This is a genomic window from Gammaproteobacteria bacterium (assembly GCA_024235095.1).
In the GTDB taxonomy this organism is placed as follows: Bacteria; Pseudomonadota; Gammaproteobacteria; order Competibacterales; family Competibacteraceae; genus UBA2383.
Genome location: JACKNC010000001.1, coordinates 2045910 through 2062161 on the forward strand (window position 1 = coordinate 2045910; position 16252 = coordinate 2062161).

Sequence of the window (16252 nt, forward strand, 5' to 3'; positions counted from 1 at the left end):
TCTCTGTAAACGCCGCTGAGTTTTATCAGAACAGCACACCGACACGAGAGCAAGAAGAGATACTGGACTTGTTACAGGTCAGCATGTAGCCACCCGCGTGAAATCCAAAATTGCCGTCTAGCCCAGTGGCGATCAGGGCTTTCGCTGATTCTGCTAGGGGAAAATCTGTCAATAGTAAGCGACGACATCAGTCGCTGGGGTATAAAACCCTCAATCACGTCTACACGACCGGTCAGGGTGGTGGTGCAGAAATCGTGGACAAATGGAGTGGTCTCCCGGAGCCAGTATCAGAAGCTGTCGAAAAACCTTATTATCCTAAGCAGACTCTAAAACCGGCTCTTGCAATAATGCACGATTTTTACACATTTTTCGCAGCATCAGTCGAATCGATGCGATATAAACATGACCTTCGCTTGATGTGGGCTTTCGTTCATAGTCTTTGCTCAGTCGCCGAAATCTTCCTAACCAGGCCAGCGTTCTCTCCACAACCCATCAACGAGGTAATACCTGAAACCCACGGCCTGTTTTATTGTTATTCTGTACAATCTCAATCATACGATTAAATTCTTTTTCAACCCACTGAATAAATTCTTCACCTCGATAGCCACAATCCGCCCAAATTTTCTTAATCGTATCGATCACTGAAAATCCAGCATTTAACACGGCGCGTGCCATGCCCATCGTAAGTATTCGCAGCATGAACACGAACAATAATGATATAACCTATTGTATCAACTAATATATGTCTCTTGCGTCCTTTAACGAGGTTACCGCCATCAAATCCCGTTTCATCCACACATTCCTGCGTTCTTTTCACCGATTGACTGTCAATAATGGCCGCACTAGGCGTTTCATTCCGATCCAATTCTTTGCGAAGATTTCGATGGATCGCCGTATTAATTTTCTCCAGAACACCGTTGTCCAACCACCGATGATAGTAGTAACTGACCCGCGTGTAGGATGGAAAGTCCTTGGGTCAGTATCGCCATTGACAGCCTGTCTTGTTCAGATAGAAGATCGCATTTAAAATTTCACGAAAATCCACTTCTCGAGGGCGTCCTCTACTTTTACGTGGTTCGAGTTCTCTAAAATCGGTTTGATGATTTCTCATTCCTCCTGGGTCAGATCACTGGGATAACGGTTAAAAGGGATTTCTTTCGGCCAAGACATCGGTACACCTCGAATGGGATTTTTGGGATTAAAATATTTTTTGCCTTTTTGGGGCCTTTCCAGGGAATCATAGCAAAATAAAATTATAACGCGATGTTCGACTTTTCCGAGGGGAGATGAGAGCAGGCGGATGCGGCATGGCGATGTGAGCTAAGCTGAGAGGAACCAACCGCCTCAACCGCACGGAGAGACCGCCATGCCGCTCGAAGACTTTATCATCACGGTGTTTTGTTGGGTAGACGAACACCTGAATGCCCTGCTCGGGGATCACTGCTTACGCTCGCGAGGCTTCGCCCCCAAGCTGAATGATAGTGAAGTGATCACGATGGAAGTCGTCGGCGAGTTCTTAGGGCTGGATACGGATGTGGGCATCTGGAAGTACTTCGGTCGTCATTGGCCGTCGTGGTTCCCGGAACTCGGATCGCGGACGACGTTTGCCCAGCAGGCGGCGAATCTGTGGGTGATCAAGCAGCGGCTTCATCAGCAGCTGCTGATCGAGTTGGGGGCGGCGACGGACCCGATTCGCTTGGTGGATGGTTGCCCTCTGCCCCTCTGTGTGTTGACCCGTGCCCCGCACTGTCGGTTATTTCCTGCGGTGGCGGATTTTGGCTATTGTGCGGCAAAGAAGCAGTACTATTACGGGCTTCACGGTCATCTGATGGTCACGATCCATGGCGTCATCACGGCGTGGACGGTGACGCCCGCTACGGGTGATGAACGCGAGGCGTTGTGGGATTTGACCGAAGGTGTTCAGGGTTGGGTGATCGGCGACAAAGGTTACCTGAGCGCCTTTCTTCAGACGGAACTGGCCACGACCGGGATTGACTTGCAAACCCCCTTGCGGGCCAACATGATCGATCCGCGTCCCCCGTGGGCTGTCCAGCAGCTTACGAGAACCCGCCGCCTCGTGGAAACGGTCATCGGTCAGCTCACCGAGCCATTCCATTTTGAGAAAATCCGGGCGCGGGATGTGTGGCACTTGACGAGTCGGATCGCCCGAAAAGTCTTAGCGCACACCTTGGGTATTTTCATGAACCGACAAGTCGGTCGGTCAGACCTCCAGTTTGAGGGCCTGATCGCCTGAAAGTCGAACATCGCGTAATTATATAAATTAATTGCTTATTTTTTATACAGCTTCTAACGGGTGGTTGATGAGCGATGGGTGGTGCGCCTATCGGCATTTCGAGCCGCGGTTGCGGTGCTGGGCGCATCTCCTGCGCAAGGCGCAGGGGTTGATCGACAGTTACGGTCAGGAGACCTGCGCGTTTGGCCGCCACGTGCTCGACTTGTTGAAAGTCCTGATGGCGGCAGTGTACGCCACCCGGGAAGGATCACCTACCGACGACTTGCCGACCCGGTATGCCGAGGACTTGGCCTGCCTGCGGATGACCTGCGAACCCCTCAAAGACCACACCCATGCGAAGACTCGGGCGTTAGCGGTGGAGTTACTGAATGACTGGGACGCGATCTTCCAGGTCTTGCATCATCCTGAGTTACCGCTCACCAACAACGAGGCCGAGCGTGCGCTCCGTCACTGGGCGATTCTTCGTAAGATCAGCCGCGGCACCCGCACACCCACCGGTTCGCGCACCTTCACCGTACTGGCCAGCGTCATGACGACCTGCCGACAGAGGGGCCATTCCCCGTCGCCCGATCGCCGCGCCGCCATCGCCGATCGCCGCGCCGGACGCCCCTTGGCCTCTCTACCCACTCCCGTTATGCAGGGAGTGTGAACGGTTACAAGCGTTCCAGATCAGCGCCAGTGACGCAGGCGATGCGAATTTCATCATTCATTTGTCTTTTCCACGAAATAGCTTGGCTTTGAGGCTAGTGGGCTGACACAGAAGTTTTGACAGGTTCAGAGGTTTCTAGGTCCACCGGGGTTTCAGAAGATTTCAAGGGAGGATAGAGGCGCTTGAGTTTGACCCGGGCCAAGTCGGTGCCGAACTGCCAGTGGATTTTGGTCTGACGTAGGTTGCGTGGGCCTTGCCAAGCGGCGATTTCCTTCCGCAAAGTTTCGAGGTTCGCAATGCGGCGATTCAAACACTGGCCGGCGAGAACAGCGAACTCACATTCCGCCATATTGAGCCAACTGCCATGCTTGGGGGTGTAATGAAATTCGAGCTTGCGGGTGATCCGGCGGGCTTCCTCTGGAGAAAAGACACTATACAAGGCCGCAGGAGTGTGGGTATTGAGGTTATCCACGACCAACCGGATTCGCTCCGCCTTCGGAAAGTACACATCAACGAGTTGCTGCATTTGCTGGGCAAAATCGCGTTTGGTGCGCTGTTTCGTGACATTAACATGACGCCACCCGCGCAAGGGTTGTACGAATAGAAATAAATTGGCGGTGCCTTCGCGTTTGTATTCACAGTCATAGCGCGCCGGTTGACCCGGGCGGGCGGGTTGAGGACAGCGGGTTTCGCTGGTCAATTGCACCGGACTTTCATCGAAGCACACTTGGGGGTATTGAGGATCATCGGGTTCGGCGTACAGGTCCAACACATCCTCCATATGCCAAACATAATCGGGACTGACACTGGGAATACACCATTCTTGACGTTGCCAGGGTTTGAGGTCGTTTTTTTAAGGATGCGCCGCACACTCTCACGGGAAATGGCTTCGATGGGCCGGAGTTCCATGAAGCGGTCCGCTAACAATTGGAGAGTCCACTGACAACGGCCAGCGGGCGGGGTACTACAGGCCAAGGCGACCAGAAAGGCGGCCTGTTTGCCGGTCAAGGCCGGGGGCAAACCGACTCGTGGCCGCTCGCTTAACGCCGCCAGCAACCCTTCGTCGACAAACCGTTGACGGGTACGATGAACGGTCGAAATCCCCAAGTGAAGGCTTTGGGCAATGGCCTCATCCGTCGCCCCTTCCGCAGCCTGCAGCAACACATGGGCACGGGCAACCTTGCGCGCCGCTGCCTTGCCTTTATGAATGACCTTCAGCAGGTCTTCCCGCTCCTCTTCAGTTAGATCAACCAGATACTTGTGGGCCATGGTGATTCCTCCTGTTGATCTCAACCATAGGGCACCCACCGCTACCTGTCAAAACTTCTGTGTCAGCCCACTAGGAAACGAATCTGGTAAGGACAAGTGCCTGCCTTCAGGGCAGGGTAGACGATGCAAAACAAGACGTCGGTTGCTCCACTGGCAGATGCACCGTCAACTGATCGAATGGAATCGTCCAGCCGTACCGATTACAGGCGCTGACCGTGGCGCGTTGCAGAAAGCGGCGAATCGGCCAGTAGTCGCCAGCGCCGGCCCCAGTGAACACTGCCACAATCAACAGATTCAGCGAGGAACTGGCGGCTTCATTGAATTCCACCAACAGGTTCGTCAAGTGCGGACGGAATGGTTGTTCCTCCAGTTGCGCTTCCAGATAGGCCCGCAGCGTGGGAACAATAGTGCTCAAAATTTCATGTTGATGCTGATAATCCAGGCCAAAAACGACGGGTACAGCAAATCCGTCGCGCGACAAATTGCGCGGGTTCTTGCCCAGATACTCGGCAATCGGGAAAGTAGTGGTTGAACCGACCACTTGAAGTTGCACAATTTCCGGGGTTTGCAGCAATACCTTGCCGTAAATATCCCCGTCTAGGATAACAATATCGTTTTCCTGACTGGGGAACCAAGGTTCTTCCAGAGCATAGGGACGCGACTGCAAATCGACCATCCTGTCCAGCGGCAACCGCAAGCTGCCGCCGCGCAGCAGTGAATTCTGCAAAGTTGAGTACAGGTTAAGCGAGGTGATTTTCCAGGGCGCTCCATTGTAAATAACCCGCTCGCCCTCGCGAACGCCCCCCATGTCCAGCAAGGTGCGGATTTCCCGCATATAGCGCGGCAACGATTGCCGCAGTCCCCATAAAAGGCCGATCACTATCAGAACCAACAGGCCCAGCAGCAGCCAGTCACCCTGCACATATAAAATCAGCGTCGTGACAAACAGGGCCAGAGCCAGGGTCAGCAGCCGGAAACACCAGGCGATCACCCGCCCCATCCGATGGGGTCCAGGTTCACGACCCCGGCGCGTCAAATTTCCGACCAGATGACCGAACCCTCCCAGGATTAAATAGGTGAGTATGAAACCACCCAGCGCCAGCGCCAGATTCAATCCTCGACCGTGGGCAAACTCCTCAAGGGTCACCAGCAAGCCCTTGCTTTGCTGCTTGTCGGGAGCCGTCAAGCGCTCCAGCTGGACATTGATGCGTTGTAGACGGTCTTCGACGCTTCCACGTTGATCCTGCCATTGCCCAAGCAAGGATTTAAGCGCCTTATCGACCACCGGCGCTTTGATCTCGGCCTGCTTTTTTTCCAGTTCGGTAATCGCAGATTCGATAATTTGCAGCTGATCTTTGTATAAGGCCTGTTCGCTTTTCAGCCGCTCCATGATGCGAGGCCGTTCGGTGAGCCGTTTCAGTTCTTCCAGCAAGGGTTGAACGACCGCCTCCAGCTCCTTTTGCCAGTTGAACTGCGCTTCCTCGGCTCTCCTGTCAAGCGCCGAGATACTGAATCCCCCCGTCGCCAATTCTCCAAAGGAAATTTTTAAATCCTGAAGACGTTTTTCAATCAGATCTATTTGTTGGTTAATCTGTTGTGCGTTCGCAGGGTCTTTCGTGCGCTTCAGTTCCCGGCTCAGTTGAGCGTCCTCACTTTCGACCTGCTTGATAGTGTCGAGCAGCGTCCGTAATTGCTCTTCATGTGAGGGATTTTTTGCCGGTTGCACGGTTTTATTTTCTGGGGAGGCGTCAGCCGATTGCGCGTACAGATTTGGCGTCAGTGCAACGCAAAGAAAAATGAGGATTAATCCGCGAAAAAGCATGAAGTTCCTCCTGTGGATGGACATGAGGCAAACAGTCGTTGGTTGAACCCGGAAGGTCCGGGTATACCGACCAATCGCCGACGTTTAACGCCGGATGGGATTACGCCCCAGCAGCAGGGCGCGGGGAGTCAAGGCGATGTGAAAGAAAAGCAGGCATGGGCATCTAGGGGATGGGAGAAAGTTCAAGAATTGAAGTAGTGGATATGGACGCCTTCCAGATCGCTTTTGGCCAGTTCCACCATGCGCGAAGCGACCGTTTCCGCTTCGACAGGCCGGTAGCGGCTGAATGGCCCCCATAAGAGCCAGGACCAGTACGGCGCAAATTGCTTACCCCAGTCCTCGGTGGGCCGGGGTTCCCAGCGTTGGCCTAACAGCAGTGAGGGCCGCAGGATGTGAACCGCCTTGAATGGAAGTTCGCTAACGGCTGCTTCGGCGCGGCCCTTAACGCGATTGTAGAAGACTGGCGAGGCTGGATCGGCGCCGACCGTCGAGACCAGCACAAAACGCGAGACGCCGCGAGACGCCGCGAGACGCGCCAGTTCGGCAACGTAGATGTGATCGACCTTGGCAAAGGCTTCGGGCGAACCTGCGGCACTATGCGTCGTACCCAGGCAGCACAGCACGACGTCGGCATTAATCGCCTCGACGTAATTTTCGAGGCAATCGAAATTCACGACATGGACAGCCAGTTTGGGAGGAATCCATTCCAGTGGACGGCGCACAAAGACGGTTACTGCACTAAAATCGTTGTCGTACAGCAATTCGCCCAGACAATGGCCACCGACCAGACCGGTCGCACCGACTAACAAGGCGCGCATTCCCGAAGGTTGCTCTACCTCCATTTCGCCGCTCCTGAATGTTCGATTACCCCTTTAAAGAATAGCATAAGGCCAAACAGTCCCCTCTTCTCTAAGAGAAGGAGGGGCGTGATACATCGCATTTGCATGAATCCCTGGCCGATTAAACTCAAGCCGCGCTGGTCAGCTGATCATACTTGGCTTGCAGTTGTTCGTGGGTCTCGGTGTAATTGGGATCGACGAGAATACAATCCACCGGGCAGACTTCGATGCATTGGGGTTCGTCAAAATGACCCACGCACTCCGTGCAAAGCTTGGGATCAATAACATAAATTTCATCGCCTTGGGAAATCGCTTCGTTCGGACACTCTGGCTCGCACACATCACAATTGATACATTCATCGGTAATCATCAGCGCCATGACGAGGCTCCTCTTCTGTTTTAACGGGAATTACATGGGAGTCAATTTCCGAGTATTTTACTCAATTATTTTCGCAATGCGAATTTTGCCGCCAACGCCGCTTCAACTTTGGGATGGACGAAGGGGGCAATATTGCCGCCTAGCTTGGCGACTTCCCGCACCAGGCTGGAAGAAATAAAGGCGTACTGTTCGGCGGGCGTCAAAAAGATTGACTCAATCTGTGGATTCAGGCGACGGTTCATGCTGGCCAACTGGAATTCAAATTCAAAGTCGGCGACGGCGCGCAAGCCACGCATCAGCACATTCGCGCCAATGCTTTTGGCATAGTTCACCAATAGGACATCGAAGCCGCGCACCTCGACATGCGGTAGATGCGCGACGACTTCGTTAACCAATTCCACCCGTTCCTCCAGCGAGAACAGAGGCTGCTTGTTGGGATTAGCGGCGATACTGACGACCAGCCGTTCGAACATGCGGGCGCCGCGTTCGACCAGATCAGCATGACCGTTGGTAATAGGATCAAAGGTGCCGGGGTAGATAGCGACGACGGACATAGAAATTCCTTCAGTGCAAATAGTGCGGATGGTTTCGCCGATTATCTGGAAAGCTGCGGGCTAAGGCAAATCCGGCAACTGGAGCGGTGAAGAGAGTTCTCGTCGCGCCAGTCGGTAGGTTACCATCCCAGCGGTTTTCTCCCGGTGGAAAGTCCAGTGTGCCGGTAATAGCGGTCGAGGTTGGTCTGCTTGGGTTTCCAGATAAATCCAGGCGATTGCCGCCAGCCAACCGCCCTGTTCCAGAAGTGCGCACGCGGGTTCCAGCAAACCTTCGCCGAAGGGTGGATCGAGCCATACAATATCGAACGGGGTTCCCGACGGGCGCAACCAGGTAAGCGCATCAAGCGGATCGACTCGGGCGTTTGAGGCAGACAATCGATCAAGATTGTTCCGCAGGGCGCGAACCGCCAGTGGCTGGCGTTCGACAAACACCACTTCCGCCGCGCCGCGCGAGAGCGCCTCGATACCCAGCGCGCCGCTGCCGGCGAACAAATCCAGACAACGCGCACCCGGCAAGACCGGGGCTAACCAGTTGAATAGCGTCTCCCGCACCCGGTCCGGGGTGGGCCGCAATCCGGGCAAGTCTGGAAATTCCAGGCGCCGGCTGCGCCATTGCCCACCGATAATCCGCAAGGCTTGCGTCGAGCGCCGATGTGATTTCATATCTTCTTCCCATAGCAAAATTCGTTATCAAGGCTGAAGACGCTCCGCAGCCCAGCCGTTTGTCCTCCAGTCCTGACACCCTTGAAATCCCAGGATTGAACCCTATTACCTTCTCCAAAGGGAGGCCAAGCCTACCCGCCCGATTTGCAGAGTAACGGAGGAGAATACCCACCATGCCCGCCACTGAACCGACCTTGGATGCCCGCACCCAGCCGGAGGCGACCGGGACGAATCGCTCTTTTGCGGAATCCACCATGCCAGAAGCCCCCATGCCGGTTGACGGGGAAGATACGGAAATTCTGGTGAGCCGCGAAGAGTTTGATACGCTCCAGCGTGATTTGGATCAAGCATTGGCTAAAGCTGATGAACACTGGAAGTTGTATTTGGGCGCCCACGCCGAAATGGAAAACCTGCGCAAACGCACCGAGCGTGATGTGCAGAACGCCCACAAATTTGCCCTGGAACGGTTTTTTAATGAATTGCTGCCGGTGCGCGACAGTCTGGAAATGGGACTGGCGGCGGCTGACGAAACCACCAATATCGCCAAATTGCGCGAAGGCGTTGACCTGACCCTCAAGCAACTGACTGCGGCGATGGAAAAATTCGGCGTTCATGAAGTCAATCCGGTGGGCGCACGGTTTGACCCGCACCGGCACGAAGCCATGGCGATGGCGCCGACCGATCAGGCTGAACCCAATACGGTCATGCAGGTGGTGCAAAAGGGCTATGTTCTCAATGAGCGTTTAATTCGCCCGGCCAAGGTGATTGTCGCCCAAGCCCCTCCGCCGCCTGCCCGTTGACGAATTCCTCATTCCTGGACAATCCACTACCTTGAAAATGGGTCTGTTCACCCCCACCTATTTCAGCAGGCAAAGATTTTAAGCAGCGAATTCGATTAGAGAGTACAAACCATGAGCAACATTATCGGCATCGACCTGGGCACTACCAATTCCTGTGTAGCCATTATGGAAGGTGGCAAGCCCCGGGTGATTGAAAATAGCGAAGGCGACCGGACTACGCCGTCCATTGTCGCCTTTATGGAAGACGGCGAGATCACCGTCGGTCAACCCGCCAAGCGTCAGGCGGTCACCAATCCCCAGAACACCCTGTTTGCAGTCAAGCGATTGATTGGTCGTCGCTTTAATGAACCCGAGGTGCAAAAGGACATCGATCTGGTGCCCTACAAAATTGTCAAGAATGACAACAATGACGCCTGGGTTGAAGCGCGAGGCAAAAAGATGGCGCCGCCGGAAATTTCCGCGCGGGTGCTGATGAAAATGAAGAAAACTGCCGAGGACTATCTTGGCCACCCGATCACCGAAGCGGTGATCACCGTGCCGGCTTACTTCAACGACAGTCAGCGCCAAGCCACCAAAGACGCCGGGCGCATTGCCGGCCTGGAGGTCAAGCGCATCATCAACGAACCGACGGCGGCGGCGCTGGCCTTTGGCATGGACAAGTCCAGTTCCAAGGATCGCAAGATCGCCGTTTACGATCTGGGCGGCGGCACCTTCGACATCTCGATCATCGAAATCGCCGAGGTCGATGGCGAAAAGCAGTTCGAGGTGCTCTCGACCAACGGCGATACCTTTCTGGGTGGCGAGGACTTCGACAAGCGGATCATTGACTACCTGATTGATCAGTTCCAGAAGGAAAGCGGTATTAATCTGACCAACGATCCGCTGGCGCTACAACGGCTGAAAGAAGCCGCGGAAAAGGCCAAGATTGAACTGTCCTCTAGCCAGCAGAGCGAGATTAATCTGCCGTACATTACCGCTGACGCCAGCGGGCCGAAGCATCTGAATCTGAAGCTGACCCGCGCCAAACTGGAGTCGCTGGTTGAAGATCTGGTCGACAAAACCATCGGTCCCTGCCGGGTGGCGCTCAAAGACGCCGGTCTGGGCGTAGGACAGATCGATGACGTGTTGCTGGTTGGCGGCCAGACGCGCATGCCGAAGGTGCAGGAGAAAGTGCGCGAATTCTTCGGCAAGGAACCGCGCAAGGACGTGAACCCCGACGAAGCCGTCGCCGTCGGCGCGGCGATTCAGGGTGGCGTGCTAGGCGGTTCGGTGAAGGATGTGTTGCTGCTTGACGTGACTCCGTTGAGCCTGGGTATCGAGACCTTGGGCGGGGTGATGACCAAGCTGATCGAGAAGAACACCACGATTCCAACCAAGGCGCAGCAAGTCTTCTCCACTGCCGACGATAATCAGACGGCAGTGACCGTGCATGTCCTACAAGGCGAGCGCGAAATGGCGTCGGCCAACAAGTCACTGGGCAAGTTCGATTTGCAGGATATCCCGCCAGCCCCGCGTGGGGTGCCACAGATCGAAGTCACCTTCGACATCGATGCCAATGGCATCCTGCATGTTTCGGCGAAAGACAAGGCCACCGGCAAGGAGAATCGTATTGTGATCAAGGCGTCTTCCGGTCTGTCCGAAGAAGAGATCAAGCGGATGGTCGGCGATGCCGAGGCGCATGCCGAGGAAGACAAGAAATTCCACGAACTGGTCAATGCTCGCAATCAGGCGGAAAACCTGATCCATGCGACCGAGAAAACCCTGCGTGATCTGGGTGACAAGGTGGAAGGCGGCGAGCGGGCGGAGATCGAATCGGCGATCAGCGATTTGCGCACGACAGTCAAGAGCGACAACAAGAGCGCTATTGAGGCCAAGACCCGGACGCTGGGCGAACTGTCCGGCAAGATGGCTGAACGTATTTACGGCGCTGGCGGCCCCGGCGGTCCCGCAGGTGGTCCAGCGGGCGGTGCTCACAAACCGGCTGACGAGGGCGTGGTGGATGCTGAATTTGAGGAGATCAAGAAGTAAGCGCGCCAATTGCGGTAAACTATGAATCCGGGAGAGCCAAATGTGCTTTCCCGGATTCTTTGGTTTTTAAACGGGCATGACCTGATTAACGCCCGCAACGCAAGATCCCAACATGGCCAAACGCGACTACTACGAAATCCTCAATGTGGCTCACAACGCCAGTGAGGCGGAAATCAAGCAAGCCTATCGACGGCTGGCAATGAAGCACCATCCCGACCGGAACCCCGGCGACAAGGTGTCCGAAGAACACTTCAAGGAAGCCAAGGAAGCGTATGAAATACTGAGTGACGCCCGCAAACGGGCGGCTTATGACCAATTTGGCCACGCGGGCGTGGACGGTTCGGCGGGTGGCGGATTTGGAGGCGGTCCGGCTGATCTGGGTGATATTTTTGGGGGCGTGTTCCGCGACATTTTCGGCGGGATGCGCGGCGGTAGCCAGAGCTATCGCGGTTCGGATCTTCGCTACACCCTGGATTTAACGCTGGAGGAGGCTGTCTTCGGCACGACCGCTAAAATTCGCGTACCGACCCTGGTGACTTGCGCAAGTTGCGCGGGCAACGGCGCCAAACCGGGTACAAAGCCGACGACCTGTCCCACTTGCCGGGGTGTCGGCCAAGTGCGCATGCAGCAAGGCTTCTTCTCAATCCAGCAGACCTGTCCGCGCTGTCAGGGGCGCGGCACGATCATCCCCGAACCCTGCGAAACCTGTCGCGGCAGTGGCCGGGTCGAGGAACAGAAAACGTTGTCGGTCAAGGTGCCAGCGGGTGTTGATAATGGCGACCGTATCCGGTTGGCTGGCGAGGGCGAGGCGGGGGAGAGTGGCGGACCGCCCGGTGATCTGTATGTGCAGATTCGCGTCAAGCCGCATCCCATCTTTACCCGCGAAGATAACGACCTGTATTGCGAAGTACCGATCAGTTTTACCACGGCGGCGCTGGGCGGCGAACTGGAAGCGCCTACCCTGGATGGTCGTATCAACCTGAAAATCCCCTCGGAGACCCAGACCAGCAAGGTATTCCGCTTGCGCGGCAAAGGTGTGCGGCCAGTGCGCGGCGGCGCGACCGGCGATCTATTGTGTCGCGTGGTGGTGGAAACGCCGGTGAATTTGACGAAAGAACAGAAAGAGTTGTTGCAACAGTTCGCCGAAACCATGCAGGCTGGCGGCAAGCAGCACGCACCGCAGGAAGGCAGTTGGCTGGATGGGGTGAAGAAGTTCTTCGAAGAAATGAAATTCTGAAAAGCTTAAAAAGCGGCTTTTAGCGAAGTTGCGCCGCCTTGACGGGAGTTGATCGCCCCATGGTCTTGCGATGCCAGGGAATTTGATTGCTTGCAAATACCGCCGCCATGCCAGCTATCGCGACCTTTAATGTCTGCAATCTGAGTGCGGATGCGCTGCCCGAGCGGTTAGCGCGCCTGGGTGCGGTTATCCTTCGCGATCTGAGCGCGCCCGACATCGTGGCCTTGCAGGAAATTATGGCGGAAGGCCCGATCTTGCCGAATGGTCAAGCGCCTGCCGATGCGGCGTATCAGGCATTGATCGCCGCGATCGAAGCGGACGGCGGTCCCCGCTACGCTTTCCGGGAAATTCCGCCGCTGGCGGGTCAGGATGGAGGCATGGCCGGCGCCAATATCCGGGTGGGTCTCCTGTTCAATCCTGCGCGAGTCGATTTTCCTGACCGAGGCCACGCCGGTCCCACGGATAGCGTGGGCATTCGCTATCGTGGTCTTCAACCCAGCCTGACGCTTAATCCCGGACGCATTGCCCCCCAACATCCTGCCTTCGCCGGTGACGAGAGCCACCACTGGGCGCCCAGTCGCAAGGCGTTGGTAGCGGAATTCGTGGTTCGAGGCACGCGGGTGTTCGTGATCGTTTGTCATTTCAAATCGATGCGCTCGACCACTCGCCGCGAGGAAGATTATGCCAAGAAACAGCGTCACGCTCAGGCTGAAATCATCCACAGCTTTGCCGCTGATCTGCTGGTCTGCGATCCGCAGGCGGCTATTGTACTATTGGGCGATTTGAATGACGTACCGGGTTCCAGAACCCTGAAGCTGCTGAAAGGCCAACTGTTTCACAATTTGCTGGACGACCTGCCGCGTGGGCAATGTTATACCCGTCGGCATGGCGGCAAACCTCAGGCGCTGGACCATATTCTGATCAGTCCTGCATTGCGGCGCGGAGCCATCGCGCGCATTCCTCATCACTATAGCGATGCGGCGCCAGGCCAAGAACCAGCCAGCGATCACGATCCGGTGGTGGCGGAATTGCCGGCGCTGGATATTTAGCGAATAGCGAATAAAAAAGGCCGCCGTTTTAACGACGACCCTTTCTTCGATGGCGTCAGCCAGGGCGGCTGACGTTTCGTTCATCCACCCTGCGCATCAACCACTGATGACTACTGGCCACTCATCACTTAGCCAGCCGCAGCTTCACATACGAACCTGGGCCATCCTCAATAACCGGCAGCTTACCGGTTCCCGGCACCCGGGCCGGCACCTTTTCGCCCGAGTTCTTGCTCAGCCACTTGTACCAGTCCGGCCACCAGGAGCCTTCCGTCTGCTTGGCTTCCTTCAGCCATTCGTCGGGGTCGGCCACATGCTGTTTGGTGTTGGTCCAGTAGAAATACTTGTTGGCCGCTGGTGGATTGATCGGGCCGGCGATATGGCCGGAGCCGCTCAGCACAAACCGCACCGGACCACCAAGCATGAGCGTACCCGCATAATTGGACTTCCACGGTGAGATGTGATCTTCAATTGCCGAGAGGAAATAGGTCGGCACCTTGATCTGGGTGAGATCAATGGGCGTGCCCAGCAGGGAAATGCCGCCGGGATCTTTCAGCCGGTTATGCTGATAGAAGTTGCGTAGATAAAAACTGTGCATCTTCGCCGGCATCCGCGTGGAATCCGAATTCCAGTACAACAGATCGAAGGGGAAGGGATCCTTGCCCAGCAGGTAGTTGTTGATGAAGAACGACCACATCAGATCATTGGCGCGCAACATGCTGAAAGTCGTCGCCATCTCGCTGCCGTCGAGATAGCCCTTGACCGCCATGCGCTTCTCCAGCGAGGCAATTTGTTCTTCCTCAATGAAGACTTCCAGTTCGCCCGGCTGCGAGAAATCGAGCATCGTGGTCAGATGCGTGCCTGAATTGATGCGCGGTGTGCCTTTGGCCGCCAGATAAGCATTGGTGATGCCCAGCAACGTACCGCCCAGGCAGTAACCCAGCGCATTCACTTCACTTTCACCGGTCGCCTGTTCAATCGCGTCCAGCGCGGCCAGCGGACCGTCCTTTAAATAATCCTCAAAACCCTTTTCGGCCATCTTCTCGTCCGGGTTGATCCAGGACATCAGAAATACCGTGAAACCCTGATCAACCGCCCATTTGATCAGAGAATTCTTGGGTCGCAAGTCCATGATGTAGAACTTGTTAATCCACGGCGGGAAGATCAGCAGCGGCTTCTTGAAGACTTCGGGCGTACTGGGATCGTACTGGAGAAGCTGCATCATCTCGTTCTGATAGACGACCTTGCCAGGCGTAGTGGCGACATTTTTACCCAGTTCGAAGGCATTCAGATCGGTCATCCGAATATTGAGTTTGCCCTTGCCGCGCTCGAGGTCATCGAGCATGTTCTTCAGACCGTTGATCAGGTTCTCGCCGCCGGATTCAATGGTGGTGCGCAGCACTTCAGGATTAGTCATCACGAAATTGCTGGGCGACATGGCGTCGATGAACTGGCGGGTATAGAATTGGAGCTTCTTCTTGGTCTTTTCGTCGAACCCTTCGACGTTAGCCACTATGTCCTGTATCCAACCGGCGGTCAGCAGGTAGGATTGCTTGATATAGGAGAACAGAGCGTTGTCCTGCCAATCGTCGTGCTTGAAGCGCTTGTCGCCCTTCGGCTCACGGATAACCGCCTCCATGGGTTGTTGACTGAACATGGCAGGCACGGCTTTCTGCCACAGATCCATATAGTTCTGCCACAGGGACGTCTGCGCCTGCATCAGCTTGGCGGGATCCGCCATGATCTTCTGGGTCAATTCCATGAAGGACCGCGCCAGGGCCATGGTGTCCTGCAGGTCATATTTACCGTCGGTACCCTGACGGTTCATGAATTCCTTGACGATAACCTGACTTTTTTCAGCAATATGATTAAAGAGCTGCGTCATTTGCGCTGGATCAGGCATCTTTACTTCAGGCATTTTCAGTTCGGGACTTTTTTGCTCGGCCATGCATCGTTCCTCATCAGTTATGGTGGTTCGCTTAAATCACTTTTATTCTAGCTTATGTTGCATCCCTAACGTCAGCCGTGCGAACCAAAACCTGAAAAACAATCGGACAGGCCACCACGGAGATTCCGCGAGGGCCTGCCCACTCTGACATATAGCGTGAGGAGTCGCCTTACTTGGGGGCAACCAGCGACTTGAGTTCCTGCAAGCTTTCGGTCACGCGCTTGTTGATAATGGCGAAGGCGTCGGTATTGGACTTGTTCACCATTTCGGCCAGTTCGCGCATGTTGGCCAGCGCCTGCTCAAAAGCCTTGCGCGCCACTTCAGCCTGCTTGGTGCCCATTTCCTGTGGGTTACCGGCGCTGGAGAGCTGCTGGGCGATGGTCGACACTTCGTTCATGGCTTGGCTCAGGATTTCCGCCTGACGCTGGGCAACGGCTTGCATACCCTGCACGGCAGCCTGATTCGCCGCGGTCAGCGCTTCAATATTCTTGCGCTGGGCATCCATGATCGCTTGCATATCGAAGCCAGGAATCTTCATGTCGCCGAGCATCTTGGTGACGTCGAATTTGCTCATATCGAACTTGCTGAAATCGACGTTGGCGAATGGATTGAAGGGGTTGGGGGTAGACATGAGGGTTTCTCCTCTCAAGTGAATGACCAAGTTAAAAAGTTTGTTTTTTGTGCAATGCAGCACGATGGGTGTATTTTGCATACTGCAAAGCCAGTGTCAACTCTTTTTTTGCAGTGCAGCATTATTTTTTGCC

Annotated in this window: 13 protein-coding genes and 2 pseudogenes; 6 read left to right on the forward strand and 9 right to left on the reverse strand. The window is 55.3% G+C overall.

Going from position 1 to position 16252, the window contains the following annotated elements; translation table 11 throughout:
- Nucleotides 1-315 precede the first annotated feature (315 nt).
- Nucleotides 316-1170, reverse strand: a pseudogene (locus tag H6973_09110) (IS5 family transposase).
- 196 nt (nucleotides 1171-1366) lie between these two features.
- On the opposite strand from H6973_09110, the gene H6973_09115 reads away from it, so the two are divergent.
- Together H6973_09115 and H6973_09120 are read left to right on the forward strand one after the other, a co-directional pair.
- Nucleotides 1367-2254 (forward strand): IS982 family transposase, encoded by an 888-nt coding sequence (locus H6973_09115; GenBank protein ID MCP5125772.1) that lies wholly within the window; start codon nucleotides 1367-1369, stop codon nucleotides 2252-2254.
- Nucleotides 2255-2321: 67 nt separating this feature from the next.
- Nucleotides 2322-2903, forward strand: coding sequence for a transposase (locus tag H6973_09120; GenBank protein MCP5125773.1), 582 nt, complete (start codon nucleotides 2322-2324; stop codon nucleotides 2901-2903).
- A gap of 94 nt (nucleotides 2904-2997) precedes the next feature.
- On the opposite strand, the pseudogene H6973_09125 reads toward H6973_09120, so the two are convergent.
- From H6973_09125 to rsmD, 6 genes and pseudogenes are all read right to left on the reverse strand, one after another.
- Nucleotides 2998-4172: pseudogene (locus tag H6973_09125) on the reverse strand (IS630 family transposase).
- A gap of 106 nt (nucleotides 4173-4278) precedes the next feature.
- The gene (locus H6973_09130; GenBank protein MCP5125774.1) at nucleotides 4279-5994 is read right to left on the reverse strand and encodes a hypothetical protein; all 1716 of its coding nucleotides are present in this window, start codon (nucleotides 5992-5994) and stop codon (nucleotides 4279-4281) included.
- A gap of 182 nt (nucleotides 5995-6176) precedes the next feature.
- On the reverse strand, nucleotides 6177-6836 hold the full coding sequence (locus H6973_09135) for an NAD(P)H-binding protein (protein ID MCP5125775.1): 660 nt from the start codon (nucleotides 6834-6836) through the stop codon (nucleotides 6177-6179).
- A 124-nt stretch (nucleotides 6837-6960) separates the two neighbouring features.
- Nucleotides 6961-7212 carry a YfhL family 4Fe-4S dicluster ferredoxin gene (locus H6973_09140; protein ID MCP5125776.1) on the reverse strand — a complete coding sequence of 84 codons (252 nt, stop codon included), beginning with the start codon at nucleotides 7210-7212 and terminating at the stop codon, nucleotides 6961-6963.
- 65 nt (nucleotides 7213-7277) lie between these two features.
- The gene (gene coaD, locus H6973_09145) at nucleotides 7278-7766 is read right to left on the reverse strand and encodes a pantetheine-phosphate adenylyltransferase (protein MCP5125777.1); all 489 of its coding nucleotides are present in this window, start codon (nucleotides 7764-7766) and stop codon (nucleotides 7278-7280) included.
- Nucleotides 7767-7826: 60 nt separating this feature from the next.
- Nucleotides 7827-8429: a 16S rRNA (guanine(966)-N(2))-methyltransferase RsmD gene (gene rsmD / locus H6973_09150; GenBank protein ID MCP5125778.1), complete on the reverse strand. Its 603-nt coding sequence runs from the start codon at nucleotides 8427-8429 to the stop codon at nucleotides 7827-7829.
- 254 nt (nucleotides 8430-8683) lie between these two features.
- On the opposite strand from rsmD, the gene grpE reads away from it, so the two are divergent.
- The 4 genes from grpE (at nucleotide 8684) to H6973_09170 (ending at nucleotide 13543) form a co-directional block, all read left to right on the forward strand.
- Nucleotides 8684-9229, forward strand: coding sequence for a nucleotide exchange factor GrpE (gene grpE, locus H6973_09155; protein ID MCP5125779.1), 546 nt, complete (start codon nucleotides 8684-8686; stop codon nucleotides 9227-9229).
- Nucleotides 9230-9340: 111 nt separating this feature from the next.
- Nucleotides 9341-11257 carry a molecular chaperone DnaK gene (gene dnaK / locus H6973_09160; GenBank protein MCP5125780.1) on the forward strand — a complete coding sequence of 639 codons (1917 nt, stop codon included), beginning with the start codon at nucleotides 9341-9343 and terminating at the stop codon, nucleotides 11255-11257.
- Nucleotides 11258-11369: 112 nt separating this feature from the next.
- Nucleotides 11370-12494, forward strand: a complete 1125-nt coding sequence (dnaJ, locus tag H6973_09165; protein MCP5125781.1) for a molecular chaperone DnaJ — start codon at nucleotides 11370-11372, stop codon at nucleotides 12492-12494.
- Between the two features lie 86 nt (nucleotides 12495-12580).
- The gene (locus H6973_09170) at nucleotides 12581-13543 is read left to right on the forward strand and encodes an endonuclease/exonuclease/phosphatase family protein (protein ID MCP5125782.1); all 963 of its coding nucleotides are present in this window, start codon (nucleotides 12581-12583) and stop codon (nucleotides 13541-13543) included.
- 124 nt (nucleotides 13544-13667) lie between these two features.
- On the opposite strand, the gene phaC is transcribed toward H6973_09170, so the two are convergent.
- Complete coding sequence (gene phaC, locus H6973_09175; protein ID MCP5125783.1) at nucleotides 13668-15488, reverse strand: class I poly(R)-hydroxyalkanoic acid synthase; 1821 nt, start codon at nucleotides 15486-15488, stop codon at nucleotides 13668-13670.
- A gap of 169 nt (nucleotides 15489-15657) precedes the next feature.
- Nucleotides 15658-16119, reverse strand: a complete 462-nt coding sequence (locus H6973_09180) for a phasin family protein (protein ID MCP5125784.1) — start codon at nucleotides 16117-16119, stop codon at nucleotides 15658-15660.
- Nucleotides 16120-16252 lie beyond the last annotated feature (133 nt).

Coding starts and splice junctions, on each gene's coding strand:
- rsmD (MCP5125778.1), bottom strand. CDS start 8,429: ATGAAATCACATCGGCGCTCGACGCAAGCCTTGCGGATTATCGGTGGG.
- coaD (MCP5125777.1), bottom strand. CDS start 7,766: ATGTCCGTCGTCGCTATCTACCCCGGCACCTTTGATCCTATTACCAAC.
- dnaJ (MCP5125781.1), top strand. CDS start 11,370: ATGGCCAAACGCGACTACTACGAAATCCTCAATGTGGCTCACAACGCC.
- H6973_09180 (MCP5125784.1), bottom strand. CDS start 16,119: ATGTCTACCCCCAACCCCTTCAATCCATTCGCCAACGTCGATTTCAGC.
- phaC (MCP5125783.1), bottom strand. CDS start 15,488: ATGGCCGAGCAAAAAAGTCCCGAACTGAAAATGCCTGAAGTAAAGATG.
- grpE (MCP5125779.1), top strand. CDS start 8,684: ATGCCAGAAGCCCCCATGCCGGTTGACGGGGAAGATACGGAAATTCTG.
- H6973_09130 (MCP5125774.1), bottom strand. CDS start 5,994: ATGCTTTTTCGCGGATTAATCCTCATTTTTCTTTGCGTTGCACTGACG.
- H6973_09115 (MCP5125772.1), top strand. CDS start 1,367: ATGCCGCTCGAAGACTTTATCATCACGGTGTTTTGTTGGGTAGACGAA.
- H6973_09120 (MCP5125773.1), top strand. CDS start 2,322: ATGAGCGATGGGTGGTGCGCCTATCGGCATTTCGAGCCGCGGTTGCGG.
- H6973_09135 (MCP5125775.1), bottom strand. CDS start 6,836: ATGGAGGTAGAGCAACCTTCGGGAATGCGCGCCTTGTTAGTCGGTGCG.
- H6973_09140 (MCP5125776.1), bottom strand. CDS start 7,212: ATGGCGCTGATGATTACCGATGAATGTATCAATTGTGATGTGTGCGAG.
- dnaK (MCP5125780.1), top strand. CDS start 9,341: ATGAGCAACATTATCGGCATCGACCTGGGCACTACCAATTCCTGTGTA.